A 24,116-nucleotide genomic window follows, 5' to 3' on the forward strand; every position below is an offset into this window, starting at 1 on the left:
ATCTTGCTCCACAGAGCCTTGCTTCCACAGTGTTTGCACCGCTCTTCAAATCCAAGCCACCGCCAGCAACCCTGCCCCCAGCACCACACACAATGGCGAATACGCCCAGGTATCCAGCCGGGCAAAGCGCGAGTCATTGACCTGTTTGAAAAACCCCACCAGATTCGAATCGCCGATCGCCCGGGCGAACATCAGCATCGCAATCGCGCTGATCACCCATTGCAGCGACCAGTGGTGCACCGTCGGCAGGTACAAACCGACCCGCAGGCACACCAGCATCGCGATCAGTAACAAGCCGACCGCCACCAGCAACGTGCCGAACCCTGAAGGCTTGAACGCCGGCCTGGACCCCAGCTCGCCCTCCCTGGGCAGTCGCGGCACGGCGGCTTCGCTGCCCAATTTGCCCCCTGCGGCCCAGTACAGGTGCACCAGGCTGATGAGGAGGAAGACGGCTGCCATCCATTGCGCGATTATCAGGCTCATAGTCAAACATCCAGCGTGAAATGTGGGCGCAGGATGAACCTCCCCGAACGTTTATGTAAGGGTAGATTCCTGATCACTTCAACTCGGCAGAGACTTTGGCGGCCACATCCTTGGGCACCCAGGCCTGCCACACGTCCGGGTGCGCCTTCATGAACGCTTCGGCCGCATGGCGTGGCGCCGTGTGTTTTTCGCTCATCTCGGCCAGCGCCTTGTTCAGCGGATCAATCGGAAAATCGACCTTGCTGAAGAACTCGGCAATTTGCGGGTACTGTTTCTGGAACGGCGTGGACACGCCGATCGAGAGCTTCGAAGCCAGCGAGCGGGTCGGTTGCGGGTTGGGGTTATCGGCGTCGGTGAGGGTCTTCCAGGCTTCAGCATTGAATGGCGGTTCTTCCAGCTGAATCAGCTTGAAGCGGCCAAGCAACGGCGTAGGCGACCAGTAGTAAAACAGGATCGGTTTACCCCGGCGAATCGACGAACTGATCTCGGCGTCCAGGGCCGCGCCCGAGCCGCTGCGGAAGTTCACGTAGCTGTCGTCCAGCCCATAGGCCTTGAGCTTTTGCTTGTTGACCACTTCGGAAGTCCAGCCGATCGGGCTGTTGAGGAAACGGCCCTTACCGGGTGATTCCGGATCGCTGAACACGTCCTTGTATCTGGGCAGATCAGTCACGCTGCGCAGGTCTGGCGCCACGGCCTTGATGCCCTTGGCCGGGTCGCCCTTGATCACGTATTCGGGCACCCACCAGCCTTCGGTCGCACCTTTCACCGTATCGCCCAGGCTCACCACCTTGCCTTCAGCTTCGGCCTTGACCCAGACCGGACTGCGCCCAGCCCACTCTTCACCGATCACCTGAATGTCGTTGTTGGCTAGCGCGGTTTCCAGGGTAATGGTGGTGCCGGGCAAGGTATCGGTCGGCAGTCCGTAGCCCTTCTCGACAATGATCCGCAGGATGTCGGTGATCAGGCTGCCGCTTTCCCAGTTCAGGTCGGCAAAATGAATGGGCGCCTGGGCGGCGGCTACCGGACCGGATGATGCGAACAATGCGCCAGTGGCCACGGCAGCGGCCAGCAACCGTCGTAATCCTTTCATGCTTTTGCACCTCGTGCTGATTCACAGCAATAGCAGGATGGCCGGGCAGAAGACCGCGAGCCTCAAAATACTCAGTCCACTGACTGTAGTAGAGGTTCCTGCTTTCGAGAGGCATGAATCTATTTTCGGAAGTTTCCTGCAGCCGCGACCTGTTACTCGCTGGCCTTGAACGTTACCAACTCGCCCTTGCGCCATTTGGCGGCCTTGGCGGTGACCGCCTTGAGGGTCTTGGTCAGGCCTTCCTGCAACTGCTGGTGCGCGGCAAATACCATCACCACACTATGACCTTCCTTGAACACGATGCCGTGGCCATCAGCGGTGGTGACGAACGCGTAGTCGCCTATGCCGTAAACGGTCAGTTTAATTTCGCGAAACTTGATGTCCAGCTTGCCGCCTTCGCGACTCGGCAGCACGGAGGCGCTGAAGTGATCACCGACCTTGAGCTTGAGCCCGGGCTTGTCATCTACGACCAGCGACTCTTCGGTGTCGATCTCGGCAATGTATATGCCCTCGGCGTTCTGTTCGGTGATGTAAACGAAACGTGATTGAAACTGTTTAACCAGCTTTGCGCGCAGATCACCCAGCACGAACAAAGCATGCATATCGAGATTACTTACTGCCAAGGAAACATCCCCACATCTGAAATGATGCCGCGCACGAATCGGGCGCACGGCAGAAAAAAGCGGCAATGCCGAGGTGAGATCAAAAACCGGGTTTAAACCCCGGGATAACCAGAATAATGGAATACCTACCCCGTCGCCCCGCCTGGCGATCCTGATGACTCGAAGGAAAACGCCTTTTTTTATGCAAGAGATAACGGACTATCAACTTTAGGGAAAATTCTCTTTGAAAAAAGCATTTTTCCTACAGATTGCCGGGCAAAAATCACTTTAGATAAGCAACGGTCACCCGGCACTCAGGTGATTCTAGAGCAGCGACGCTCATCCAGACCAGCCATTACGACATACAGACGTCGGCAAACCCACGAAAAGGACTTCATATGTGCACTCAAACACACTTCAGCCAGCTGCTTTCTCCCTCCAAGAACCACCTGCAGGCTATGAGTCCTGCGGGTTGGCCCCACTACGACGGGCATTCGTCCTGCGCTGAATTGCCGCGTTTCCAGGTGGTGCTGGCGGGCAGTGCCTTTTTCCACATCAAGGAAATATCCACCGGACGTGTAAGAGGTTTCCGCGCTAACCACAACGAAGCCTGCGCCCTCGCCCGCTCACTTGAATCGCGCCACTGAAGTCCTACAGCTTTCCCCCGATAGACGTTTCGTCATGCCGGCGACTTATCTCAGCCGCCGGCAGGCAACTACTGCCATACTGCCCGACCAACGAAATCCGTCCCAACGGCGGGCGACGTGTAAAACAACAGAATATTCTCAAGGGAAGGCTGCGACGTGACGGAATTTGATATCGGCGAATTTTTTATCCGGGGCGAAGTCAGGGAGGTCGAAGGCGAGTTCCAGGCAGTCATCATCATGCGCGCCAAACCGCCGCTGACCACCGTGACCTATCACCAGGTTGAAAAGGATCGCTGGTTCAAGACCGCTGACGTTGCCGCCCTCGCCGCCCAGGATGCCGCCAAGCAACTCAAGCAGGCCGTCGACGATGGTGCGTTGAAGGCCTGACAGTCAGTTTGCAGTCTATGCTTGCCCTGCTTTCGACAATCGTTATGAGAATCTCTATCGAACTCCTGGAGCGCGGCCGCCTCAGATGCAATGAGCCGTACTTCGGAACTCGCCCTCGACGCGACACGCAAGGAGATCAACATGGATGCACCGACACATGATCTGACTGGTCTGTTCGACCAACTCGGCCTGGATTCGAGCGACAAGGCCATCGACGACTTCATCGACCATCATTCCCCCCTCCCCGAAGACAAGAAACTCATCGACGCCGACTTCTGGACCCCACAGCAGGCCGCCTTCCTCAAAGAACAACTGCGCCAAGATGCCGACTGGGCGCGGGTGGTCGACGACCTCAACCTGCGCATGCACCAGAAGCACTAAGCCGGTTTAATGCAGGCTGGCTGGTGCCCCGGCGCCCAATTGCGCCAACCAGGCAGCCTTGCATTCCTGCGCTTCGTCGCGACTGGCGAACGCCGTACCACGGCGCTCACCGTTGAGCAGCACCACCCAGCACACACTTTGCCCTATCGCCCGAAGATTTGAGGGCACAGCGCTGCCAATCATCACCGCCACATCCACCTTGCTCTGCATACTGACCTCGCGCACTTCATTAGCTAACTAACTATGTGGCCAGATTAATCAGTTTCATTGCGAGGAAACAGCGACGCCGCTGCACAGCTCAGTTGCCAAACCGGTAACAATCGTCCCTGTCAGCGCGGGTTTTCCGGCTTATACCCCAAGCGCAACCCACCCCAGTGACGCCCCTTGAGCAGGATCGGTACCGAGAGATCGTGCATCAGTTCGCCGGTATCGCGGGTATAGGTTTGCAGCAGCACCGGTTGCTGATGGCTGCCGCAGCGGATGCCGGTGCGATCGGCAAATTTGCGTTTGGTGCGATTGTGCAGCGCGTCGACTACCGCATCGCCGGTCAGCGGCTGGCTGAACACTTTGTTGTGAGTCGGCACGTAGCCTTGCTGGGTGCAGGCAATGGCGAACACCAGCCCCTCGTGACGTTCCAGCAGCGGTTCCTGAATGGCCGGCAACACCTGGTCGGCATATTTATCGAAGCGAGTGTGGAATTTGCCCGGGTTGGTATTGGGGATCGCGTGATAGTTGCGATCAAACAGATCGTCGAGGCTGACGCGGCCCTGGTCAATATCCGCTTCGAAGCGCGCAGTGATCTGGCTAGCGCCTTCCCGGGCAAGGTCGTAGATGCGCTGGTGGTAATCATCCAGGCCGACTTCGGCGAGCCGTTCGCTGATGGTTTCCGCCTGCCCTTCCATTTGTACCGCTGCCAGGGCAAGGCGCTGGGTCTGCTGGTCGCTGACCGCCAGGTCGCTGCGCATGTGTTCGATGGCGTGGAACAGGCTGTCGAGCTGCTCGCGATTGGTCGCCGCGCCGTGGGCGATCTCGCCGACCTGATTCTCGACTCCCGCCGCCAGGCGCGCAATGTTGTCCAGGTGCTGGCCAGTCTGCTCGACCTGCTCGACGCCCTGGTCCAGATCGCTGGAAAGCTGGCGAATCTGCTCCACGACCTGCGCCGTGCGTTGCTGGATATCGGCCACCATCTCGCCGACTTCACCGGTGGCGGTCGCCGTGCGCGCGGCCAGGCCACGTACTTCATCGGCGACCACCGCGAAGCCACGGCCGTGCTCGCCGGCCCGCGCCGCTTCGATGGCGGCGTTCAACGCGAGTAGATTGGTCTGGCTGGCGATGGACTGGATCACCAGGGTGACCCGCTGGATATCGTCGCTGCGCAGGCTCAAGGCTTCGATCATTTCCCGACTGCTGCTGGCGCGCTGACTGAGCTGGTGCATGCGCGTGATCGATTCGAGCAGTTGCGCACGCCCGGCCGCACTGCTGTGATGCGCTTCACTGGCGGCGCCCAGGGCTTGCTGGCTGAGCACTGAAGTGGCTTGCTCCGTGGCGATCAGCACCTCGGCATTGCTGACGATTTGCGCAGCTGCGCCCAATTGCGATTGCAGGCGGTCGGCCAATTGCTTGACCGAGAACGCCACGCCGGCGGCTGACAGCGCGTTGTGGCTGGTGGCGTAGGAAAGATCGCGGGTCAATGCGCCAATGGCGTCGGATTTGTCGGCGGGCGCCTCAGGAGCGGTGCGCTGCCGCAGGCGCGGCAGCCAGATAATCAGCATCGCCAATGGCAGGCCGATCGTCAGCGACCAGCCACCGAGCGTGAGCCCCCCGAGCAGGAGTGACAGCGCAATGCTTTGCAGCGTCGGCGTCAGCCAGCGATTGCGGGTCATCGGTACTGGTGCCGGCACTGGCCCAACCAGAGATCCGTCTCTCGTCATCTTCGTCACCCCATCTTCTAATTGTTGTAGGCGCATTTAACGCCACTACATGGCCATTATCCATGGTCCATTAGTCGTGGGTATTGCAGCAGATCAATAGAAACGTGTGGGGTTTTCTGCAGACGTGCAAAAGCATCGCGGGCAAGCCTTGCTCCCACAAGGTCTGAATGGACCTGTGGGAGCAAGGCTTGCCCGCGATGGGGGTGCTACCTGCTCCCACAAGTCCAATGCGAACTCTGTGGGAGCCAGGCTTGCCCGCGATGGGGCGCTACGAAATCAAGCCTGACGCTGGTGCTTGTCGATCTGTTCGTGACGCTCTTGCGCTTCGATGCAGTACTTGGTGGTCGGGCTGATCAGCAGACGCTTGAGGCCGATGGCCTCGCCGCTGTCATCGCACCAGCCGAAGCTGTCTTCCTTGATACGCTCAAGGGCTTGTTCCAACTGAGGCAGCATGCGCTGGTCGCGATCGATCGCGTTGACCAGCCAGGTGCGCTCTTCTTCAACGGAAGCAGCGTCGGCCGGATCGGCTGGAGTGTCCAGGCTCTCGATGGCAATGCGATTTTGTTCGATGCGCTCGTGGGTTTCGACTTTCATGTTCTGCAACAGCTCGGAGAAAAAAGCATGTTGCTCGGCATTCATGTAGTCATCCGCCGGCATGGCCAGCAACTTGTCCTTTGTCATTGATATCTCTATAAAAAAACGTGCATTAAGGCGAATTAGGGAGCGTTGCGCATGACCTGGTGGGGCCAACGCAAAGGCGCCGTTTATTCCAAGCGCCACCCGGCACTCAATTTACGAGGGGCGGCAGTCTAAGGCCGACTTGAGGCCTCAGCAACTGAAAAGACAGTGAATTCGTCCGACAAGACCCCGAAAGTGCTCTATGGCAGTCGTTGCAGTGGTTATCGGAGTGCGTTTATAGCAAGAAATTCAATCGGGTGGCTTGATATAGAGGACAAACGGCGGATCAGCCTCATCTATTACACCGTATTGCGCGGCGGCGAAGCTGAGCTAAGGTTGAGCATCCGTGATGGCTATCCAAGGAGCGTTGCAATGAAGCTTATCGGCATGCTGGATTCGCCCTACGTGCGGCGAGTCGCTATTTCTGCCAAGTGCCTGGGCATCCCGCTGGAACATCAGTCGGTGTCGGTGTTTCGCCACTTCGAACAATTTCAGCAGATCAACCCGGTGGTGAAGGCGCCGACTCTGGTGCTGGATGACGGCGAGGTGCTGATTGATTCGACCCTGATCATCGATTACCTGGAGGCGCTGGCCGGTCCTGACAAGACGCTGATGCCCAGCGATCTCAAGCAACGCCTGCGAGCGCTGCGCCTGATCGGGCTGGCACTGGCAGCCTGCGAGAAATCCGTACAGCTCTATTACGAGCGCAACCTGCGGCCGGCCGAGATTCAGTATGAGCCTTGGGTAGAGCGGGTAGAGGGGCAACTCGCTGCAGCGTATTCGGCGCTTGAGCGCGAGCTGGAGTTGCGGCCGTTGCAGACTGATGGCTCGATTGGCCAGGACGGGATCAGCGTGGCGGTGGCCTGGAGTTTCTCCAAGCTGGTGGTGCCAGAGCAGGTAGATGCCGAGCGCTTCCCGCGAATCAGCGCCTTCACTGCATACGCAGAGCAACTCGAAGAATTCCTCAACACCCCGATCGAATGAAAGGCAAGATCAAAAGATCGCAGCCTTCGGCAGCTCCTACAGGGGTCCGTCCATAAACAAAAACGCCGCTTCCACCCGAAGGCAGAAGCGGCAGGAGCACAAGCCCCAGGACTATCAGTGCATGAACAGGGCGATCAGAATAATGATCGGGATCGGTACACCGAGAAAGAACAACAGTAATGAGCGCATGAGGTTTTCTCCTGGTTTAACGAATAGCGTTAGTGTTGGTGGTAGCGACGTATGCGTCAGATTCGACATACACCACTGCATCCCGACGACGACCACCAAAGGTTGCAGCAAAGCTGGCGAAGAAGGCACCGATCAGCAGCGCAACAAACATCCACAAGGCAGTCATGGCAGCCACTTTAGCGGCGGTATCAGCGGCTTCCTTGGCAGCCTGCTTGGCGTCGGCCACGGCTTTCTGGGTGCGGGCATACACTTCATCAACACGACGCTCGGCATCGGCCTGGGTCAGGTTGGTGCGCTGGGCAACCAGTTGCGCAAGGTAAGTACGGTCTTCAGCGGCAAGTTGGCCGTCGTTCAGGCTGCGTACGAAGATGCGGGTCACGGTGCCACGGGCGGCGTCATCACTGACGGCGGCCGGACGATCATCACGGAACAGGCTGTCGATGAAGTAACCGTACTGGTCACTGTTGGTATTGCCGGCAGCAGAACCTGCAGCCTGAGTGGCAACACTGGCGGCACCACCGACCATACTGGCTCCGGCTTGTACGCCGCCGCTGATGATGCTGCTCACCGAACCGACAACCAGCGTCGCGGCGACCAGCGTTGCGACACACCAGGACAGGAAGCCGTGGGCGGTGTCACGGAAGTAAACTTCATCACCGTGCATGTTGGCCCATTTCACTCGCAGGCGACCGGCGATGTAACCACCGAGACCCGATGCAACGATTTGCGTGAACGCCAACCAGACTATTGTTGAGATACCCAGGCCCTTGGCGCTGATGCCTTCATTGGCCCATGGGGAAACTGCCGAAAAACCAAGACCGAACCCGAGCAATACCAGGATCAGCGACAACGTCGCCGCTGCAGCGGCACCGGCGAAAATCGCACCCCAGGAAACGCCCGACCGCGCGTTTGATTCTTCTGCGGCAGGATAGAAACCATCCGAGGATCTAATCATTATTGTGTCGCTCCAGGCAGGAAAGATGTTGTTACAAGTTGCTACCTAAGTAAGTGCAGCCGGCGTGCCACCCACCACACTTAGAAATCTCATTATATTTCAATGACTTATAAAAATTGAACTTGGCAAAACCATGCAAATTGCAATGAATACGCAATTTCAGCGGGTTTTATGCATTGCACTGCTGGATGAATATTTATTTAGAAAGACCACGGCGTTTTATTGGCAAAATGCCCCGCATCGATTTGAACCCTAATCAGGCCCGCCAATGACCCGAATCTTGACCATCGAAGACGACGCCGTGACCGCCCGGGAAATCGTCGCCGAACTTAGCAGCCACGGCCTGGAAGTGGATTGGGTCGACAATGGCCGTGAAGGTCTGGAGCGTGCAGTCAGCGGCGACTATGACCTGATCACCCTCGACCGCATGTTGCCCGAGCTGGATGGCCTGGCGATTGTCACCACCTTGCGCACCATGGGTGTGGCCACGCCAATCCTGATGATCAGCGCCCTGTCCGACGTCGATGAGCGGGTGCGCGGCTTGCGCGCTGGCGGTGACGATTACCTGACCAAGCCCTTCGCTACTGATGAAATGGCCGCCCGGGTGGAAGTCCTGCTGCGTCGGCAGAACACCGTTACCGCCCAGGCCACCACGCTGCGGGTCGCAGACCTGGAGCTGAACCTGATCAGCCATGAAGCCAGTCGCGACGGGCATCTGCTGACACTGTTGCCCACCGAATACAAACTGCTGGAATTCCTGATGCGCAACACCGGGCAGATCCTTTCGCGCATGATGATCTTCGAAGAAGTCTGGGGTTATCACTTCGATCCCGGCACCAACCTGATCGATGTACACATCGGCCGGCTGCGCAAGAAGATCGATCCGCCTGGCAATGCCCCCCTGATTCGGACCGTGCGAGGCTCGGGTTATGTCATTGCCGAACCCGTCTAACGGCTGGCGCTCCTCCAGCAGCCGCTTGCTGGCGCTCTACAGTTCGCTGTTCGTGATCTGGAGCGGCATCCTGATGGGGGTGATGTATTACGAGGTGTCCGCCTACCTCGACAACCTGGCCAAGCACTCGCTGCTGCAACGCCAGCATCTGTTCGCGCATTTCCAGGGCCAGCAACTGGTCGACGCCCTCGCCGTCAGCATGACCTTCGACATTCGCGGCATCGACGCCTACGGCCTGTTCGATGATCAGCACCGCTACCTCAGCGGCGCACTGGACCACATTCCGAAAGGCCTGCCGCTGGACGGCAAGATTCATATGCTCAGCGACTGTGCCGACTCCGATGACCCCAGCCTGCCCGCCGACAGTTGCGACGCGGTCGCCACCCAGACCCAGGACGGTCGCTGGCTGATCCTGGTGCGCGACAACGGCTCGCTGTTTGCTGTGACCCGGATCATCCTGCACGCGCTGTTCTGGGGAGTGACCCTGACCATCCTTCCAGGCATCGCCGGCTGGCACCTGTTGCGACGCCGGCCCCTGCGGCGGATTCGCGCAATCCAGGCCAGCGCCGAAGCGATCGTCGCCGGCGACCTGACCCACCGTCTGCCGCTGTCGAGTCGCCGCGACGAACTGGACATGCTCGCCGCCATCGTCAACGCCATGCTTGAGCGCATCGAGCGTTTAATGAATGAGGTCAAGGGCGTCTGCGACAACATTGCCCACGACTTGCGCACACCGCTGACTCGCCTGCGGGCGCAGCTGTACCGCATCCAGCAACAGGCGGACGAGGGTTCGCCCCTGGCGGCGCAACTGGATTCAGTACTCGGCGAAGCGGACACGCTGATGGCGCGCTTTCGCGGTTTGCTGCGCATTTCCGAACTGGAAGACCGGGAGCGTCGCTCCGGTTTCGTGCAGCTGGACCCGGTGCCGATGCTGCGCGAATTGCATGATTTCTATCTGCCGCTGGCGGAAGAAGGCGAGCTGACTTTCAAGCTGGAGTTGGTGCAGCCATTGCCAGCGCTGAATGGCGATCGGGCGTTGTTGTTTGAAGCGGTGGCGAATCTGCTGAGCAATTCGATCAAGTTCACCCCGCCAGGGGGCGAGGTGATTTTGCGCGGGACTAATGCGGGCGGGTATACAAGAATCGAAGTGCTCGATTCTGGCCCCGGAATTCCTCCGGCAGAGAGAGATGCGGTGTTCCAGCGGTTCTACCGTGCGGAAGGCGGGAACCAGCAAAGCGGGTTTGGGCTGGGCCTGTCGATCGTCGCAGCCATCGTCAGCCTGCATGGTTTCACGCTAGAGGTCGGGGAAAGCGAATCAGGTGGCGCACGGCTGGTGCTGGAGTGCCGGCAGAACCTGATTGCCCAGACCTGCCCCTGACACAGCAGCAACAAGGCCCACTGTAGGAGTGAGCCTGCTCGCGATAAGCCATTCCAGGCAACATTGAAGTCGGATGCCAGACCGCCATCGCGAGCAGGCTCACTCCTACAAGTACAGCGCCGTCCCACTGTAGGAGTGAGCCTGCTCGCGACGGGGCCATATCAGGCGACATTGATTGTGAATGGCTCATGCAGTGGATCGGGTTTAGCCGGGGTAGTTTGCCCGCAACGCCTCCACCCCACCCTGATAAATCCCGGCAAACAGCGCCACCACTTCCTCCTCGCTAACACCCACCGGTGCAAACTGCCCCGACCACGTCACCCGCGCACCCTCGCCCTGCGCTTCAACGCGGATCGTCGCCAGGTAATCCTTGGCTGGAAACGGCGCCTGCAGAATCGAATAGCTGTAGGTCTTCCCGGCGTTATCAAATGATTGCAGCCGCTCGACCACCACCGCGCCATCCGAGGTCCGCAGGCTGCGCACGCGCCCGCCTTCGCTCAGTTCACTCTCGGCAATGAACGGCAGCCAGTCCGGCAGCGAGTTGAAGCCACCAACCAATTGCCAAACCTCGTCCGCCGAAGCCGGGATATCAATGAACGCTGATGCAGTTGCCATGTAGTTTTCTCTCTCAATCGATCAATCAAAAAAATTCAGATCGCCATGCTGTCAACGACACCGCCATCCACACGCAACGCCGCCCCGGTCGTCGCCGAGGACAACGGCGAAGCAACATAAGCCACCAGATTCGCCACCTCCTCGACATCCGCCACTCGCTGGATGATCGAAGTCGGGCGCGCCTTGCGCACAAACGCATCGGCTTCTTCCCGGGCGCTGCGACCGGACTCGGCAATGGAATCCTTGAGCATCTGCTCCAGGCCATCGGTGAAAGTCGGGCCAGGCAGGATCGCGTTGACCGTAACGCCGGTACCCGCCAACCGCTTGGCCAGACCATGGGACACCGCGAGGTTAGCGCTTTTGGTCACGCCGTAGTTGATCATGTCCGCCGGCGTCGCCACCCCGGATTCCGAGGACAGGAAAATCACCCGACCCCAGCCCTGCTTTACCATGTCCGGCACGTAATGCCGGGACAGGCGCACGCCGGAGATCACGTTGACTTCATAAAAGCGCGTCCACTCACTGTCCGGCGCATCGAAGAAATCCACCTCGTTGAAGATCCCCAGGTTGTTCACCAGGATGTCCGCCCGCGGCTCGGCAACAAACAACTGCTCCGCGCCTTCGGCGGTCCCGAGGTCCGCCGTCAGTCCACGCAATTGCGCGCCCGGTACGCGCTGGCGAATGCTCGCCAACGCCTGCTCGACCTTGGCCGTTTCGCGCCCGATCACTACCACCGTCGCACCGGATTCGGCCAGCGCCTTGCTGATGCCCAAGCCGATACCGGCCGTGCTGCCACTGACAATCGCCAGTTTCCCGCTCAGATCAATTTTCATGCTCAAGCTCCAATAGTTGGCAACGGCGCCCGCTCGGACACCAAATTCGCTTCACGCATCGCCTGCCAGAACGCAGCAGGAATCACTGCCGACAATGCCGGTACATCCTCGGCAATCCGCCCTGGACGGCTGGACCCCGGTATCACTGCCGCCACTGCCGGATTGGCCAGGGAGAACTGCAACGCGGCGGAGCTCATGATTCAAACCTCGTCAGTTGCACAGATCGGTCAATCGACCGTTGAGCAGATTCTGGATTGTGATGATCGGACCGTCCAAGACATAATAAGCAGCACTTAAGTCCCGCGAGGTCTGACATGATCGACATCCGCCAGCTGCGCTACTTCGTCGCCGTCGCAGAGGAAGAGCACGTCGGCCGCGCCGCCGAGCGCCTGCATATCTCCCAGTCGCCCCTGAGCCGACAGATCGCCCAACTCGAAGAGCGCCTGGGCCTGACCCTGTTCGAGCGCAGCCAGCAACGCATACGCCTGACCCGCGACGGCCAGACCTTCCTCGCCGAAACCCGCGCCCTGCTGACCCACGCCAATCGCCTGGAGTCCCTGGGCAAACGCCTCGGCCGCGGCGAGGAAGGCGGCCTGTGCATCGGCTACATCGAAAACGCCATGCACGCCGGGGTGCTGCCCAACGCCTTGCGCGTGCTGCGGGTCGAGCGGCCGAACGTGCACGTTGCGCTGTACAACCTGAGCTCCGCCGAACAACTCGAAGGCCTGCGTCAGCGTAGTCTGGATATCGCCCTTGTCAGCGAACCGCCGACCGACGACGACCCCGACCTGCTGGGCTTCCAGGTCCTCGACGACCCGATGCTGCTCGCCCTGCCCGAACAGCACCCGCTGGCGCAACAGTCCACCCTGACCCCTTCGGACCTGGCCCACCAGGAATGGATCGGCGTGCAACACCGGCAGAACTGCGCCAGCCGCGAAGACTTCGTCAGCGCCTGCATCCGTGCCGGCTTCACTCCGGACATTCGCATGGAGGCCACCGAACCCTTTACCGCACTGGGTTTGGTAGCCTCGGGACTGGGAATTGCGATGATTCAGAAAGGTTTGAGCAGAAACGCGCCACCGGGGGTGGTATTGCGGGAGGTGCCGTGGATTTCGTTCACCACGCCGTTGTGGGCGGCGTGGCACCGGATCAATTTGCGGCCGTTGGTGGAGACATTCAGGAAAGTATTGACTGGGTGAAGTTCGCCGGCGTCAACGATACCGATCTGGCAGGACGTTGGTTGCGCTCGCGAATAGCCCAACACATGTCCGCGCCGCTGCCGGTGCTTTCTGCGTCTTGAACCCTGGATCACGCTCGCGCAGAAACACCGGCAAGTCCGTCACCGGCGGCATCGCCGGTATCTCGAAATACATCTGCACCACCCAGCCGCGGTGGTAGCTGGCATGGTTGATTACGTGCATCAGCATCGCGCCCGCGGTCATGGTGCCGCTCTCGCCGGAGACGAACGCGAACTCGACCGGTTTGAGCAGCGAGGAATCAGTCTGCCGGGCGCTCCAGTTGCAGTACCAGTGATCGATGTCTTTCTGTGCCTGGCGCAGTTCGGGCAATTCGGCGTGGAGCAGATCGTGGGAGGTCTTGAAGCCGTGGCCGCGACCTTCGAGGTGGGCTTGCCAGATGCAGTCGACGACGTAGATGTGGTTAAGGGTGCCAATCATGTTGTTGAACACCGACACCCGCTGTTTATCGACCTCCCCGTGCGGCAGCGCGGCGAGGCTGTCGAACAGGCGCAAATCGGCCCAGCGTTTGTAATCGGCCAGCAGGCAGGCCGTGGCTACATTGATCATTGCAGTTCTCCCATTGCGATGGGTGCACTGCAAAGCATAGACCCGACGGCGCCCGGCGGCCTGGGCTCTGATCATCGGTAGCGGCGTCAATTTGCGCGCAGGCAAGGAACTACTGAGCCCCGGCGAGCATCTTAAGCTATGTGAGACTTTCCCTTACGCTCGGAGGACACCGTCATGCGCCGTCTTTTTCTGATTTCTTCCCTGGTCCTTTGTTTACCGTTCAGTTCTGCCATGGCCAAAGTTGATGCCGGCGATGTCGCCACTTCGGCCGGGGTATCCGCTTCGTTGTATTCGACGTTCAAGGATCACAAATTGATGATTCCGGCCAAGGATGATGCCACCAGTTTTGTCGCCAGTGGTGGCGCCATTCGCGGGGTTTATCTGGAGTCGGTGATGCATCAGATTCGCCAGGACAACCCCGGTTTGAATGCCACTGATGAAGATTTGGCGCGGGCGATTTTGATCAATGATGGGGCAGCGTCGGGGCAGTAAATACCCCGAGACGGGCCTGGGACGCGCACTGTAGGAGCTGCCGAAGGCTGCGATCTTTTGATTTTGATTTTTGCGCGCAAACGAACGTCGAAGGTCAAGATCAAAAGATCGCAGCCTTCGGCAGCTCCTACAGGGGTTGCAGTCGCAGACGCCCGGTTGCATCCTTTACGACACCCACCCGCTCATAACTTTCCAACGTCGCATGCGGCGTTTCGATCGGGTGCGGATGGGTTGACGTAATTACAACCAGATCTGCCCCCGACGCCTCAGCCGCCTGGATACCCACGCTGGCATCTTCAAAAATCAGACACTCGCCTATCTCCACTCCCAAGCGCTCCGCTGCCAGCTTGTAGCCAGCCGGATCAGGCTTGCCGGCGCTGACATCCGTGGCCGTGATCAGTACTTCAGGCACTGGAATACCAGCCGCTGCCATGCGGCGCAACGCCAGATCCCTGGGCGCCGAAGTCACTATCGCCCACTGCCTGGCAGGTAACGACTGAAGAAACCGCGCTGCCCCCGACACCTCGACAATCCCTTCCACATCTTCGATTTCCGCCTGCGTCACCCAGGCCGCTTCCGCCTGCGCATCGATTCCTGGCAAACCTTGGCGATTGACCGTGTCAATGGCGCGCGCACCATGAATGGTCGGCAAGAACGCCGCAATATCAAGCTCGTGTCGCAAGGCCCAGGTGGTCCAGATACGTTCCGCCGCGGCGATGGAATTGAGAACCGTGCCATCCATGTCGAACAGAAAGGCCCGGTAAGGGGAATCGAAAATAGCGTCGTTCGCAGACAAAGGTGTACTTCCTATCGCAAAGGCCTGGTGGGGTTGTCAGGAAATGTACACGATCAACGTTGTGCCGGGGCCGACTTCAACGCCCCTTCCACGCAATCGAGCAATTGACCGAGCGCCCAGGGCTTCTTGATGAACGACACCTGGTGCCGCACGCCGGAGGTCTCCGGCGTCTCGAAACCGGACATGATCATGATCGGCTTGTCCGGCCAGCGATCGCCGAACTGGTTGGCCAGGTCCGCTCCATTGAGCTTGCCGGGCATGGTGATATCGGTGAGCAACAAGCTGACCTTGTCGGAGTGCTGTTCAAGATAAGCTGATGCAGCATCTGCATTGATTTGCGGTTCGACCACAAAACCTTCGTCTTGAAGAATCTCGCAGAGAAACTCCAGGATCAACGGATCATCCTCGACTACCAGTATCAACCCGCCGGGAAGGTGATTGTTTGCCGTTGTGACTGGACTCATGACTCTGCCACTCCCTGATTGCTCAATGAATTCGCGGGCTCAAATCCGCTGCTTACAGGTATGAGCAGCGGACTCGGCGGAAATTCATTTTTGATACAGGCAGTTGACGAAATCAGGCGTCTTGCAGAATCAGGTCGGCACCCTTCTCCGCCACCATCAGCACCGCAGCGTGGGTGTTACCGGAAGTCACGTTGGGGAAAATCGACGCGTCGACGATCCGTAAACCGGCCAGGCCATGCACTTTCAAACGTTTGTCGACCACCGAACTTTGCTCATCGGCACCCATCGCACAGGACCCGCACAGGTGATAAATCGACCCGCTGTTCTCACGAAAGTATTGCAGCATCTGCTCGTCGGTTTCGACCGCAGCTCCCGGCAGCACTTCGTCGACGGTGATGCCTTTGAGCGCCGGCGCCTGCATGATCTTGCGCATCAGGCGACTGCCCTGGATCACTTCGTCGATATCCTTTTGCGTACTCAGGTAATTGGGATCAATCAGCGCCGCCTCCCGAGGATTTTTCGAGGCTATCTGAATAGTCCCACGACTGGTCGGCCGGCACGGGTTGAAGCACAGCAGGAAACCCGAATAGGGCTCAGGCTTTAGGCTGGCCTTGTTGTTCTTCGGTATCTGGTACGACAGCGGATTGAAGTACAGCTGCAAGTTCGGGTTGGCCTGATGCTCGTTACCCCGGAAGAAACCGCCAGCCTGATTGACGCTCATCGCCAGCGCGCCCTTGCGGGTGAACAGGTATTTCAAGCCGAGTTTGAACTGGCCGAACAATGAGCTCAGCTGGTCATTGAGCGTAGGGATATTGGCCTTGTAGTAGTAGCTCGCGCACAGGTGATCCTGCAGGTTCTGCCCTACCGCCGGCAGGTGTTTGACCAGCGGGATGTTGTGCCTGGCAAGCAGCGCCTGATCGGCGACACCGGACAACTGCAGAATTTTCGGTGTGTCCACGGCGCCGGCACACAGGATCACTTCCTTATTGGCGCGGAAGGTGCGCACCACCCCGTGCTGCGTGACGGAGATTGCCGTGGCCCGGTTGTTGTCGAACAACACCCTGTCTACCAGGGCGTAGTGTTCGACCGTCAGGTTCGGCCGCCGCAGTGCCGGATGTAAATGCGCGAAACTGCTGGAACAGCGTTGGCCGTTGCGCGTATTGACGTCGTAGATGCCCGAGCCTTCGAATTTCGGCCCGTTGAAGTCGTCACTGTGCGGGTAGCCGAGTTCGTCGCAGCCCTTGAGGAATACATCGCAGATCGGATGGGTCTGGCCCTTCATCGGCGTGATGCTGATCGGCCCGCTACCGCCATGGTACTCGCTGTCACCCAAGGGATGATTTTCCAGCTTGCGGAAGTAGGGCAACACATCCTTGAAGCCCCAGCCCTCATTGCCGTTGGCCGCCCAGTCGTCGAAATCATGGGCCTGTCCACGCACGTAGATCATCGCGTTGATCGAACCCGAACCGCCCTGGACCTTGCCGCGCGGGGCATAGATTTCACGGTTGCCGAGTTGCTTCTGCGGCTGGCTGTAGTACATCCAGTTGAAGGTTGGGTTGTAGTACATTTTGGCGAAGCCGACCGGGATCCGGAACCACAGGGAGCTGTCCTTGCCGCCGGCTTCAAGTAGCAGCACGCTGTGCTTGCCGTTGGCCGAGAGCCGATTGGCAAGGATGCAACCCGCGGCGCCAGCGCCAGCGATGATGTAGTCGTATGTCATGCACGGTTACCGCGTAAGTCGTTGTACAAAATTCGGATGGACGATGCGATCCCCTGTGGGAGCCAGCCTGCTGGCTCCCACAGGAACCGCATCAGGCCTGTCAGCCCTTGGCTGGCGATGTGTCTTTGACGTCAGCCGGGGTCGGCGCCATTTGCAGGTGCAGGCGCTCGCCGGTATAGGGCGAATGCTTGCGGACCACGTCCATGTTCAACTCCACCCCCAGCCCCGGCTCGGAGGAAGGAATGATGTAGCCGTCCTCCCACTGCAACGGCTTGGTCAGGACTTCGGCATGGAAGCCACCCCAGGTCATGATGCTTTCCTGAATCAGGAAGTTCGGCGTGCAGGTCGCCAGCTGGAAACTCGCCGCTGCGCCGATCGGTCCGTTGTAGAGGTGCGGGGCGATCTGTGCGTAGTAGGCCTCGGCCATGCTGGCGATCTTCTTCGCCTCCAGCAGCCCGCCACAGCGCGCGACGTTCATCTGCAGGATCGACGCGCCGCCGGCTTGCAGCAGCTTGAAGAACTCGTACTTGGTGGTCAGGCGCTCGCCGGTGGCAATCGGGATGCTGGTCTTCGCCGCGACTTGCGCCATGGCCTCTTCCTGGCCGGGAGGTACCGGCTCTTCGAACCACAGCGGGTCGTACTTTTCCAGGCGCTTTGCCAGGCGGATGGCCGAGGACGGCACCATTTGCCCGTGGGTACCGAAGAGCAGGTCGCACTTGTCGCCGACGGCTTCGCGGATCTTGCGGCAGAAAGTCTCGCAGCGTTCCAGCACTTCCAGGGAAATCTGATGCCCGGAATAAGCGGTGTAGGGTCCGGCCGGGTCGAATTTCACTGCGGTGAAACCTTTGTTCATGTTCTCGACTGCGCACTCGGCGGCCAGGTCCGGGTCGTCGTAGTCGTATTCGCCCTTGCTGTTGACCGGGTACAGATAGGTGTAGGAACGCAGGCGTTCGTTGACCTTGCCACCGAGCAGTTCATACACCGGCTTGTTGGCCGCCTTGCCGATGATGTCCCAGCACGCCATCTCCAGGCCGCTGACCACACCCATCATGGTCAGGTCCGGACGCTGGGTGAAACCGCTCGAATAGGCCTGGCGGAAGAAGCGTTCGATGTGGTGCGGATCGTGGTTGAGCAGGTAGCGTTCGAACACGTCTTCGATAATCGGCAGCATTGCTTTGGGGCCGAACGTCGCAGCGTAGATTTCGCCCACGCCTTCGATGCCGCAATCGGTCTTGAGCTTGACGAACAACCAGTACATGCCGCCAATGTGCGGTGGCGGTACGGCAACGATATGAGTTTCAAGGGCGACGATTTTCATCTCAGGCACCTGTCTTCAAGGATTTACGATTGATTCGAGCGCGCAAGGTCAGGGCCGCCAGGGTCCCGAGCAGGCCGACGAAGGCGATGTAGCCGAAATACAGCTTGTAACCAAAGGCACCCGGGTAATGTTCGGTGAGATAGCCGTTGATTAAGGGAATGAACGCGTCCGGCAGGTAGCCGACTACCGAGACAATGCCGATGGCCAGCCCGGTAATGCGCAGCGGAATGTCGCAGGTGTCGAGGATCGCCCAGTACAGGCCGCGAATGGCGTAAGTCATCAGGCCGATGAAGATCACCGTGCCAATCAGCAGGCCCATGCTGTTGAGCGCAGGGAACACGATCAGGCCGACCATCGCCAGGGTCGCCAGAAACAACGCCAAGATCAGCACCGAGATATTCGAAAATTTGTCACCCAGCCAGCCACCGCCAATCCCGCCAATCGGGCGCATCCACAATTTGATGGTGGTGATGGTGCCGGCCATGACTGCGGTCATTCCGCCGCCCTGCAGGTAGTCGGAGAAGCTGTAGGTCGCCCAGAAGATGTGATAACCACAGAACACGATCGCCGTTACCAGCCACAGCTCGGGGATCTTCACCAGAGTGGTCAGGTCGCTGAGCAGGTTGTACTTGCCCTGCTCCACCGCCGCGGTGTCTGCCATCGACTTCGGGTCCTTGATCAGCACCAGCACACAGCCGATGGCGATACAGGTGAAGGCGTACAGGTAGACCACGTGCTTGAAACCTTCAGCCGCGGACTCGCCGCGGGTTTCAGTGGCGAAGGCGAACAGACCCAGGGCGACCGTCGCGAGCAACGCTTCGATCAGGCCGCGACCGCCGTCGAGGATGCCGAAGAACCGGCCCTGTTCAGTGTGATGGGCAATCATCTTCACGCGTTTGAGTACCGAGGCCCAGAACGTCAGCCCGGTGGTCAGGCCCCAGCAGCCGAAGATAATCATCAACCCGCTCATCGACGGTGCCGTGGAATACCAGAGGCCCAGAGCACCCGTGGCGACCAGCGAGAAGAAAATCAGGAAGCGCGGAGCGATGCGGTCGGCCAGCCAACCGCTCGGCAGGTAGCTGAGGAGGAAGATCGTACCGAGCATCGAATACAGATAACCCAGCTCGCTGTGGTTGATCTGGAACACTTCGAGCATGGTGGTCTGGTAGACCTGGCGCAGGTACAGGATCGGATAGATCGCACCGGCAGCCAGTACCAGGAGCATCAGTTGGATGTAGCGACTGCCCTTGTCACTGTGGCTTTTGGAACCCGCGTTCGTACCCTGAACAGCGGCAGCAGGGGATGCATGCTTGGACATCTGGGAGACCTCGGGCAGCCCGGCGTGCCGGGTGCCCCTGATAATTGTTTTTATGGGTGCAGCGTGAGGCGTGTTGCCGGTGGATCAATATTTCATGACCACCAGCCGGGTCTGGGTGAATTCGAGCATGCCGTGCTTGCCGTCATCACCGCCCAGGCCCGAGCGTTTCCAGCCGGCGTGGAAACCCTGGTACGGGTCGGCCGGGGTGCGATTGACGTACAACTCACCGGCTTCGATGGAGTTGGCGACCTTCATCGTGGTGCGGTAATTCTCGGTGTACAGCACCGACGACAAGCCAAACTGATGATCATTGGCCATGGCGAGCGCTTCGTCGATGTCGCCGTACTTGAGGACCGGCAGCACCGGGCCGAAGATTTCTTCCTGGATGATTTCCATGTCCTGGCGGCAGCCGCTGAGCAGCGTCGGCGGGTAAAAGTGCCCGCTGCCCTGGGGGATGAATCCGCCGGTTTCGAGCACGGCGCCAGCGGCGATGGCACGCTCGACCATGGCGTGGATGTTCTGCTGCGAGCTGGCGTTGACCAACGGGCCCATCAGGGTCGCATCCGTGGAGCAATCGCCGAATTGCACTGCGCTGATTTTTTCCTTGAGCAGCGCAAGAAACCGGTCGTAGACGCTCTCCTGTACATAGACCCGCTCCACGGCCGTGCACAATTGGCCGCAGTGGGTGGTCTTCGACGCAATGATGTCACTGGCGGCCTTTTCCAGGTCGGCATCGGCCTCGATGATCGCCGGCGTCTTGCCGCCCAGTTCCAGGGACGGTTTGGCGATGTTGGCCTTGCAGTAGTCGAGCACGATACGCCCGGCGTTGACGCTGCCGGTCAGGGTGATCAAGCCGACAGCCTTGTGCGTGCAAACTGCCGCTGCCGTGGCGTGATCCATGGTCAGGATGTTCACCACACCGGCCGGCAGACCGGATTGCTGCACGGCCTTGGCGATTTCGAACGCGCTGGTCGGGGTGTTATTGCTCGGGCGGACAACTACCGTGTTGCCCGCAATCAGCGCCGGGGCGATCTTGCGCAGCAGGGTGTAGACCGGGTAGTTGAACGGGATCAGGCACGCCACCACGCCGATCGGCTCACGATGCAGGAAGAGATTTTCGTCCGGGGAATCGCTGGGAATGATCTCGCCTTCGATGCGCCGCGCCCACTCGGCGTGGTAACGGGTGATCTGCGCGGCGTAGCGCGCCTCGTTGCTGGCATCGGCGACACTTTTGCCGGACTCGGCTGCCAGGGCGGCGCCGATGTTGTCGGCGCAGGCGTCCAGGGCATCGGCGAAGGCGCGCAGGTGTTCGGCGCGTTCAATGCTGGTCAGGTTGCCCCAAGTCTTCTGGGCTGCGGCGGCCGCTTCGACGGCAGCGGTGGCCTCCTCGGCAGTTGCCGCGCAGACGTGACCGACCAAGGCTTCAGTCGCCGGATTGAAGACCGCAATCAGCGTTTCGCTGGCAGGCTCAATGAAGTGACCGTTAACAAAATTTCGTTCGAGTCGCATGTGCATCGCCCATCGTTGTTTTTATCAAGTTCTCGCAGTCTTGGCGTCCGGGACGAGATGAACAAACGATTTATTAAGCGGCTTAACATTCGAAAAATGAATGTTACTTCCAAAAACACTGCGCTCAAATGTGGGAGCGGGCTTGCTCGCGAATGCGGTGTGTCAGGCAATTTCAATATCGACTGACACTCCGCTTTCGCGAGCAAGCCCGCTCCCACAGGGTCATGTGTCTTGCTTAGACGGCTGCGGTAGAGGGCTCCAACTGCCTTTGTGCCAGCCAGATTTCCTCCTGCAACCACTGACTGAACACCTGCAATTGCGGCATCAGCGTCTGCTCCGGACGGGTCACCAGCCAGTAGGACTGATGACCTTCCACATGCACATTCAGCACCTGGGTCAACTGCCCGATAGCCAGTTCCGACGCGACCATGTGCCAGTCGGCAATGGTGATGCCCAACCCGTCGATCGCCGCGCGGATTGCCAGGTCCAGCAGGTCGAATTCATAGCCGCCCTGGGTGTCGACGCCACTGATGCGTGCTGCGTCCAGCCAGTGTTTCCAGGTCAGGTAACGCTGGTCTTCGCGGGCCAGCACATGCAGCAGTGTCAGGCGATTGAGGTCGATACCCTGGCCGCTCCACTCCCGGGCATACAACGAGGGTGCGCACACGGCGATATGACGCTCCTGGATCAGCAACGAACTGTCGAGCCCGTCCCATTCGCCGTCACCAAAACGAATGGCGCAGTCCAGGGTGCCGGTTTGCGCGAGGCTGTCCTGCAAGCGCGTGGTGATGCTCAGCTCCAGCTCCGGATGCTTTTCGCGAAGACGCCCGAGACGTGGCATCAGCCAGCGATTGGTGAAGGTCGGGGGCGCATTGATGTGCAACCGATTGGAGTGGGTTTTCTGCTGGATGCTGCGCACTGTCAGCTCGATCTTGTCGAACGATTGCTGCAACGCCCGCAACAGAACACGTCCGGCACTGGTCAGTTCAAGGTGATGGTGGCGACGCTCCAGCAGGCTTTCATCCAGCTGCTCTTCCAATTGGCGCACCTGCCGACTGACTGCGCTCTGGGTCACGTTCAACAGCTCTGCGGCGCGGGTGAAGCTGCCCGTGCTGCCAGCCACTTCAAAGGCCTTGAGCGCGTTGAGGCCGGGCATTTTGCGTTTCATGGAAGGCTCTCAAAGTGGGTGACAAGGCGCAAAGCATCCCACGCCCACCGTGCATTGTCCTACAGGATTTTCGCAGTAACATGCATTTGATGAAGGTTCTTGCGGATTTTTTATCGTTTGTTCAAACCAGCGCTGATCGCAAGACTGGCCGGCATCTCTAATAAAAATAACCGAGAGTTGCCCCATGCATGTCCCTGCTTCCCTGCGCCTCAATTCGTCCTGCCTCGCCCTGCTCTGCACCTTTGCGGCACCTGCCATGGCAATACAAGTCACCGACAACCTCGACCTTGGCGGCGCCGTGCGCGCTCGCTGGGATTACGATCCGGACCGTGACATCCAGAAATTCGGCCTGGACACGGTGTTCCTCAGCGCCAAGTACAACTCCGACACCTGGATCGGTGAGGCGCAGTACCGTTTTTACGGGCGCTCCTACCCTTACCAGTACACCAAGGACTATGGCGATATTCAGTTCGCCAAGTTTGCCTGGGCCGGCTACAAGTTCACCCCGGACCAGCAGGTGCAGGTTGGCTTGAATACGGTGCCCTTCGGTTTGCAGCCGTACTTCGGCAGTACCTTCTATGAAACCCTGGGCAACGTCATCGGCCTTGAGGATGTGCAGCAGGTCGGCGCCAAGTACATCCAGCAAAGTGGCGACTGGAATATCCAGGCCGGCTACTACCTGCGCCCGGCATGGCAAGGCAAGGGCACCAGCAAAGGGGTGACCTACTCCAGCGTCGTCTCCGGCGCCGACAGCTACGTGACCGACGGCAGCGACAATCAGGAACGCAACACCCTGGTGTTACGAGTGGCCAAGGCCCTGGACCTGGGCCCGTGGAAGTCCGAAGTGGGCCTCTCCGGCTTGAGCTCCACCCTGAAAAACAAGGACACCGACGACGATGGCCGACGCAATGCGGTCGCCGTGCATTACCTGGGCAAGAACGGTCCCTGGGGTGTGCAGTTGCAAGCTGCGCGGCAGCAGATGTCACCGCGCAACGCCGGCACCGATGAGCTGGTGACACTGGGCGGCTATGACGGCACCTACAACGTCGCCAGTCGCGGCAACCTGTATGTGGCGGACCTGAGTTACGACGTGGCCGGCAAGTACCTGTTCGATCAGCTCAGCGGGATGAAGCTGTATGCCAACTACAGCGCCTTCGACAAATCCGCCGACGAGTTCAAGACCTCCCAGCGATTGATTCTCGGCACCTCGTTTTCCCTGAGCAAACTGTGGATCGCCACGGAATGGCTGTATGGCAAGAATGATCCGTATACCGGTGGCAGCAGCTATACCCAGAGCCTGGGTGCGGGTGGCAGTGATCAGTGGGAAAACCAGTTGTATATGAACATTGGTTATTACTTCTGATCCGGATTTTTCGGCGTCTGCAAAGACGCCATCGCGGGCAAGCCTTGCTCCCACAGGC

26 protein-coding genes and 1 pseudogene are annotated in these 24,116 nt (G+C 59.5%); 9 read left to right on the plus strand and 18 right to left on the minus strand.

Annotated elements, in window-relative coordinates:
- Positions 1 to 45 precede the first annotated feature (45 nt).
- From ACYZTK_RS04335 to ACYZTK_RS04345, 3 genes are all read right to left on the minus strand, one after another.
- Positions 46 to 483 carry a DUF3995 domain-containing protein gene (locus tag ACYZTK_RS04335; protein ID WP_462013304.1) on the minus strand — a complete coding sequence of 146 codons (438 nt, stop codon included), beginning with the start codon at positions 481 to 483 and terminating at the stop codon, positions 46 to 48.
- Between the two features lie 73 nt (positions 484 to 556).
- Positions 557 to 1,573 carry an ABC transporter substrate-binding protein gene (locus ACYZTK_RS04340; RefSeq protein WP_462013305.1) on the minus strand — a complete coding sequence of 339 codons (1,017 nt, stop codon included), beginning with the start codon at positions 1,571 to 1,573 and terminating at the stop codon, positions 557 to 559.
- A gap of 152 nt (positions 1,574 to 1,725) precedes the next feature.
- Positions 1,726 to 2,196, minus strand: coding sequence for a hypothetical protein (locus ACYZTK_RS04345; protein ID WP_462013306.1), 471 nt, complete (start codon positions 2,194 to 2,196; stop codon positions 1,726 to 1,728).
- Positions 2,197 to 2,633: 437 nt separating this feature from the next.
- Here ACYZTK_RS04345 and ACYZTK_RS04350 point away from each other — a divergent pair, with 437 nt between their 5' ends.
- The 3 genes from ACYZTK_RS04350 to ACYZTK_RS04360 all read left to right on the plus strand — a co-directional run bounded on the left by ACYZTK_RS04350 (position 2,634) and on the right by ACYZTK_RS04360 (position 3,590).
- Positions 2,634 to 2,822 carry a hypothetical protein gene (locus ACYZTK_RS04350; RefSeq protein WP_462014854.1) on the plus strand — a complete coding sequence of 63 codons (189 nt, stop codon included), beginning with the start codon at positions 2,634 to 2,636 and terminating at the stop codon, positions 2,820 to 2,822.
- Positions 2,823 to 2,978: 156 nt separating this feature from the next.
- Entirely contained in the window at positions 2,979 to 3,209 is a 231-nt protein-coding gene (locus ACYZTK_RS04355) for a hypothetical protein (RefSeq protein ID WP_462013307.1), read from the plus strand.
- 141 nt (positions 3,210 to 3,350) lie between these two features.
- The gene (locus tag ACYZTK_RS04360) at positions 3,351 to 3,590 is read left to right on the plus strand and encodes a DUF2789 domain-containing protein (RefSeq protein ID WP_462013308.1); all 240 of its coding nucleotides are present in this window, start codon (positions 3,351 to 3,353) and stop codon (positions 3,588 to 3,590) included.
- A gap of 6 nt (positions 3,591 to 3,596) precedes the next feature.
- Here the strand turns inward: ACYZTK_RS04360 and ACYZTK_RS04365 are convergent, their stop codons facing one another.
- From ACYZTK_RS04365 to ACYZTK_RS04375, 3 genes are all read right to left on the minus strand, one after another.
- The gene (locus ACYZTK_RS04365; protein WP_462013309.1) at positions 3,597 to 3,800 is read right to left on the minus strand and encodes a hypothetical protein; all 204 of its coding nucleotides are present in this window, start codon (positions 3,798 to 3,800) and stop codon (positions 3,597 to 3,599) included.
- Between the two features lie 119 nt (positions 3,801 to 3,919).
- Positions 3,920 to 5,557, minus strand: a complete 1,638-nt coding sequence (locus ACYZTK_RS04370; protein ID WP_462013310.1) for a methyl-accepting chemotaxis protein — start codon at positions 5,555 to 5,557, stop codon at positions 3,920 to 3,922.
- 240 nt (positions 5,558 to 5,797) lie between these two features.
- The gene (locus ACYZTK_RS04375; protein ID WP_007907888.1) at positions 5,798 to 6,202 is read right to left on the minus strand and encodes a TraR/DksA family transcriptional regulator; all 405 of its coding nucleotides are present in this window, start codon (positions 6,200 to 6,202) and stop codon (positions 5,798 to 5,800) included.
- A gap of 369 nt (positions 6,203 to 6,571) precedes the next feature.
- Here ACYZTK_RS04375 and ACYZTK_RS04380 point away from each other — a divergent pair, with 369 nt between their 5' ends.
- Positions 6,572 to 7,183, plus strand: a complete 612-nt coding sequence (locus ACYZTK_RS04380; protein WP_462013311.1) for a glutathione S-transferase — start codon at positions 6,572 to 6,574, stop codon at positions 7,181 to 7,183.
- 205 nt (positions 7,184 to 7,388) lie between these two features.
- Here ACYZTK_RS04380 and ACYZTK_RS04385 read toward each other — a convergent pair whose 3' ends face one another.
- Positions 7,389 to 8,327, minus strand: coding sequence for a hypothetical protein (locus tag ACYZTK_RS04385; RefSeq protein ID WP_462013312.1), 939 nt, complete (start codon positions 8,325 to 8,327; stop codon positions 7,389 to 7,391).
- A 268-nt stretch (positions 8,328 to 8,595) separates the two neighbouring features.
- Between ACYZTK_RS04385 and ACYZTK_RS04390 the strand changes: the two genes are divergently transcribed.
- A complete protein-coding gene (locus tag ACYZTK_RS04390) occupies positions 8,596 to 9,279 on the plus strand; it encodes a response regulator transcription factor (RefSeq protein ID WP_462013313.1) in 684 nt (227 codons plus the stop codon).
- Positions 9,257 to 10,657, plus strand: coding sequence for a sensor histidine kinase (locus tag ACYZTK_RS04395; RefSeq protein ID WP_462013314.1), 1,401 nt, complete (start codon positions 9,257 to 9,259; stop codon positions 10,655 to 10,657). The genes ACYZTK_RS04390 and ACYZTK_RS04395 overlap by 23 nt, the downstream gene beginning before the upstream one ends.
- A 204-nt stretch (positions 10,658 to 10,861) precedes the next feature.
- Here the strand turns inward: ACYZTK_RS04395 and ACYZTK_RS04400 are convergent, their stop codons facing one another.
- The 3 genes and pseudogenes from ACYZTK_RS04400 to ACYZTK_RS04410 all read right to left on the minus strand — a co-directional run.
- A complete protein-coding gene (locus ACYZTK_RS04400) occupies positions 10,862 to 11,272 on the minus strand; it encodes an SRPBCC family protein (RefSeq protein ID WP_462013315.1) in 411 nt (136 codons plus the stop codon).
- A 35-nt stretch (positions 11,273 to 11,307) separates the two neighbouring features.
- Entirely contained in the window at positions 11,308 to 12,105 is a 798-nt protein-coding gene (locus tag ACYZTK_RS04405; protein ID WP_462013316.1) for an SDR family NAD(P)-dependent oxidoreductase, read from the minus strand.
- 2 nt (positions 12,106 to 12,107) lie between these two features.
- Positions 12,108 to 12,302 (minus strand): annotated as a pseudogene (locus tag ACYZTK_RS04410) (aldo/keto reductase); the annotation flags it as partial.
- Positions 12,303 to 12,419: 117 nt separating this feature from the next.
- On the opposite strand from ACYZTK_RS04410, the gene ACYZTK_RS04415 reads away from it, so the two are divergent.
- The gene (locus tag ACYZTK_RS04415; RefSeq protein WP_462013317.1) at positions 12,420 to 13,304 is read left to right on the plus strand and encodes a LysR substrate-binding domain-containing protein; all 885 of its coding nucleotides are present in this window, start codon (positions 12,420 to 12,422) and stop codon (positions 13,302 to 13,304) included.
- 12 nt (positions 13,305 to 13,316) lie between these two features.
- Here ACYZTK_RS04415 and ACYZTK_RS04420 read toward each other — a convergent pair whose 3' ends face one another.
- Complete coding sequence (locus ACYZTK_RS04420; protein WP_462013318.1) at positions 13,317 to 13,910, minus strand: DinB family protein; 594 nt, start codon at positions 13,908 to 13,910, stop codon at positions 13,317 to 13,319.
- A gap of 174 nt (positions 13,911 to 14,084) precedes the next feature.
- Here ACYZTK_RS04420 and ACYZTK_RS04425 point away from each other — a divergent pair, with 174 nt between their 5' ends.
- The gene (locus ACYZTK_RS04425) at positions 14,085 to 14,402 is read left to right on the plus strand and encodes a DUF2388 domain-containing protein (protein ID WP_462013319.1); all 318 of its coding nucleotides are present in this window, start codon (positions 14,085 to 14,087) and stop codon (positions 14,400 to 14,402) included.
- Between the two features lie 127 nt (positions 14,403 to 14,529).
- Here ACYZTK_RS04425 and ACYZTK_RS04430 read toward each other — a convergent pair whose 3' ends face one another.
- The 7 genes from ACYZTK_RS04430 to ACYZTK_RS04460 all read right to left on the minus strand — a co-directional run bounded on the left by ACYZTK_RS04430 (position 14,530) and on the right by ACYZTK_RS04460 (position 22,695).
- Entirely contained in the window at positions 14,530 to 15,198 is a 669-nt protein-coding gene (locus ACYZTK_RS04430) for an HAD-IA family hydrolase (protein ID WP_462013320.1), read from the minus strand.
- A 53-nt stretch (positions 15,199 to 15,251) separates the two neighbouring features.
- Positions 15,252 to 15,662, minus strand: coding sequence for a response regulator (locus ACYZTK_RS04435; protein ID WP_462013321.1), 411 nt, complete (start codon positions 15,660 to 15,662; stop codon positions 15,252 to 15,254).
- 112 nt (positions 15,663 to 15,774) lie between these two features.
- Complete coding sequence (locus ACYZTK_RS04440; protein WP_462013322.1) at positions 15,775 to 17,382, minus strand: GMC family oxidoreductase; 1,608 nt, start codon at positions 17,380 to 17,382, stop codon at positions 15,775 to 15,777.
- A 100-nt stretch (positions 17,383 to 17,482) separates the two neighbouring features.
- The gene (locus tag ACYZTK_RS04445; RefSeq protein WP_462013323.1) at positions 17,483 to 18,700 is read right to left on the minus strand and encodes a mandelate racemase/muconate lactonizing enzyme family protein; all 1,218 of its coding nucleotides are present in this window, start codon (positions 18,698 to 18,700) and stop codon (positions 17,483 to 17,485) included.
- 1 nt (position 18,701) lies between these two features.
- Positions 18,702 to 20,018 carry an MFS transporter gene (locus ACYZTK_RS04450; RefSeq protein WP_462013324.1) on the minus strand — a complete coding sequence of 439 codons (1,317 nt, stop codon included), beginning with the start codon at positions 20,016 to 20,018 and terminating at the stop codon, positions 18,702 to 18,704.
- An 84-nt stretch (positions 20,019 to 20,102) separates the two neighbouring features.
- Entirely contained in the window at positions 20,103 to 21,527 is a 1,425-nt protein-coding gene (aldA, locus tag ACYZTK_RS04455; protein ID WP_462013325.1) for an aldehyde dehydrogenase, read from the minus strand.
- A 235-nt stretch (positions 21,528 to 21,762) separates the two neighbouring features.
- A complete protein-coding gene (locus tag ACYZTK_RS04460; RefSeq protein ID WP_462013326.1) occupies positions 21,763 to 22,695 on the minus strand; it encodes a LysR substrate-binding domain-containing protein in 933 nt (310 codons plus the stop codon).
- A gap of 184 nt (positions 22,696 to 22,879) precedes the next feature.
- Between ACYZTK_RS04460 and ACYZTK_RS04465 the strand changes: the two genes are divergently transcribed.
- Entirely contained in the window at positions 22,880 to 24,058 is a 1,179-nt protein-coding gene (locus tag ACYZTK_RS04465; protein WP_462013327.1) for a hypothetical protein, read from the plus strand.
- Positions 24,059 to 24,116 lie beyond the last annotated feature (58 nt).

Source organism: Pseudomonas sp. LB3P31 (genome assembly GCF_054897945.1).

What these genes read in the sequence shown, in the direction of transcription:
- ACYZTK_RS04335 (WP_462013304.1), bottom strand. Translation starts at nt 483, where the DNA reads ATGAGCCTGATAATCGCGCAATGGATGGCAGCCGTCTTCCTCCTCATC.
- ACYZTK_RS04340 (WP_462013305.1), bottom strand. Translation starts at nt 1,573, where the DNA reads ATGAAAGGATTACGACGGTTGCTGGCCGCTGCCGTGGCCACTGGCGCA.
- ACYZTK_RS04350 (WP_462014854.1), top strand. Translation starts at nt 2,634, where the DNA reads ATGAGTCCTGCGGGTTGGCCCCACTACGACGGGCATTCGTCCTGCGCT.
- ACYZTK_RS04360 (WP_462013308.1), top strand. Translation starts at nt 3,351, where the DNA reads ATGGATGCACCGACACATGATCTGACTGGTCTGTTCGACCAACTCGGC.
- ACYZTK_RS04365 (WP_462013309.1), bottom strand. Translation starts at nt 3,800, where the DNA reads ATGCAGAGCAAGGTGGATGTGGCGGTGATGATTGGCAGCGCTGTGCCC.
- ACYZTK_RS04370 (WP_462013310.1), bottom strand. Translation starts at nt 5,557, where the DNA reads ATGCGCCTACAACAATTAGAAGATGGGGTGACGAAGATGACGAGAGAC.
- ACYZTK_RS04375 (WP_007907888.1), bottom strand. Translation starts at nt 6,202, where the DNA reads ATGACAAAGGACAAGTTGCTGGCCATGCCGGCGGATGACTACATGAAT.
- ACYZTK_RS04380 (WP_462013311.1), top strand. Translation starts at nt 6,572, where the DNA reads ATGAAGCTTATCGGCATGCTGGATTCGCCCTACGTGCGGCGAGTCGCT.
- ACYZTK_RS04385 (WP_462013312.1), bottom strand. Translation starts at nt 8,327, where the DNA reads ATGATTAGATCCTCGGATGGTTTCTATCCTGCCGCAGAAGAATCAAAC.
- ACYZTK_RS04390 (WP_462013313.1), top strand. Translation starts at nt 8,596, where the DNA reads ATGACCCGAATCTTGACCATCGAAGACGACGCCGTGACCGCCCGGGAA.
- ACYZTK_RS04395 (WP_462013314.1), top strand. Translation starts at nt 9,257, where the DNA reads ATGTCATTGCCGAACCCGTCTAACGGCTGGCGCTCCTCCAGCAGCCGC.
- ACYZTK_RS04400 (WP_462013315.1), bottom strand. Translation starts at nt 11,272, where the DNA reads ATGGCAACTGCATCAGCGTTCATTGATATCCCGGCTTCGGCGGACGAG.
- ACYZTK_RS04405 (WP_462013316.1), bottom strand. Translation starts at nt 12,105, where the DNA reads ATGAAAATTGATCTGAGCGGGAAACTGGCGATTGTCAGTGGCAGCACG.
- ACYZTK_RS04415 (WP_462013317.1), top strand. Translation starts at nt 12,420, where the DNA reads ATGATCGACATCCGCCAGCTGCGCTACTTCGTCGCCGTCGCAGAGGAA.
- ACYZTK_RS04420 (WP_462013318.1), bottom strand. Translation starts at nt 13,910, where the DNA reads ATGATCAATGTAGCCACGGCCTGCCTGCTGGCCGATTACAAACGCTGG.
- ACYZTK_RS04425 (WP_462013319.1), top strand. Translation starts at nt 14,085, where the DNA reads ATGCGCCGTCTTTTTCTGATTTCTTCCCTGGTCCTTTGTTTACCGTTC.
- ACYZTK_RS04435 (WP_462013321.1), bottom strand. Translation starts at nt 15,662, where the DNA reads ATGAGTCCAGTCACAACGGCAAACAATCACCTTCCCGGCGGGTTGATA.
- ACYZTK_RS04440 (WP_462013322.1), bottom strand. Translation starts at nt 17,382, where the DNA reads ATGACATACGACTACATCATCGCTGGCGCTGGCGCCGCGGGTTGCATC.
- ACYZTK_RS04445 (WP_462013323.1), bottom strand. Translation starts at nt 18,700, where the DNA reads ATGAAAATCGTCGCCCTTGAAACTCATATCGTTGCCGTACCGCCACCG.
- ACYZTK_RS04450 (WP_462013324.1), bottom strand. Translation starts at nt 20,018, where the DNA reads ATGTCCAAGCATGCATCCCCTGCTGCCGCTGTTCAGGGTACGAACGCG.
- aldA (WP_462013325.1), bottom strand. Translation starts at nt 21,527, where the DNA reads ATGCGACTCGAACGAAATTTTGTTAACGGTCACTTCATTGAGCCTGCC.
- ACYZTK_RS04460 (WP_462013326.1), bottom strand. Translation starts at nt 22,695, where the DNA reads ATGAAACGCAAAATGCCCGGCCTCAACGCGCTCAAGGCCTTTGAAGTG.
- ACYZTK_RS04465 (WP_462013327.1), top strand. Translation starts at nt 22,880, where the DNA reads ATGCATGTCCCTGCTTCCCTGCGCCTCAATTCGTCCTGCCTCGCCCTG.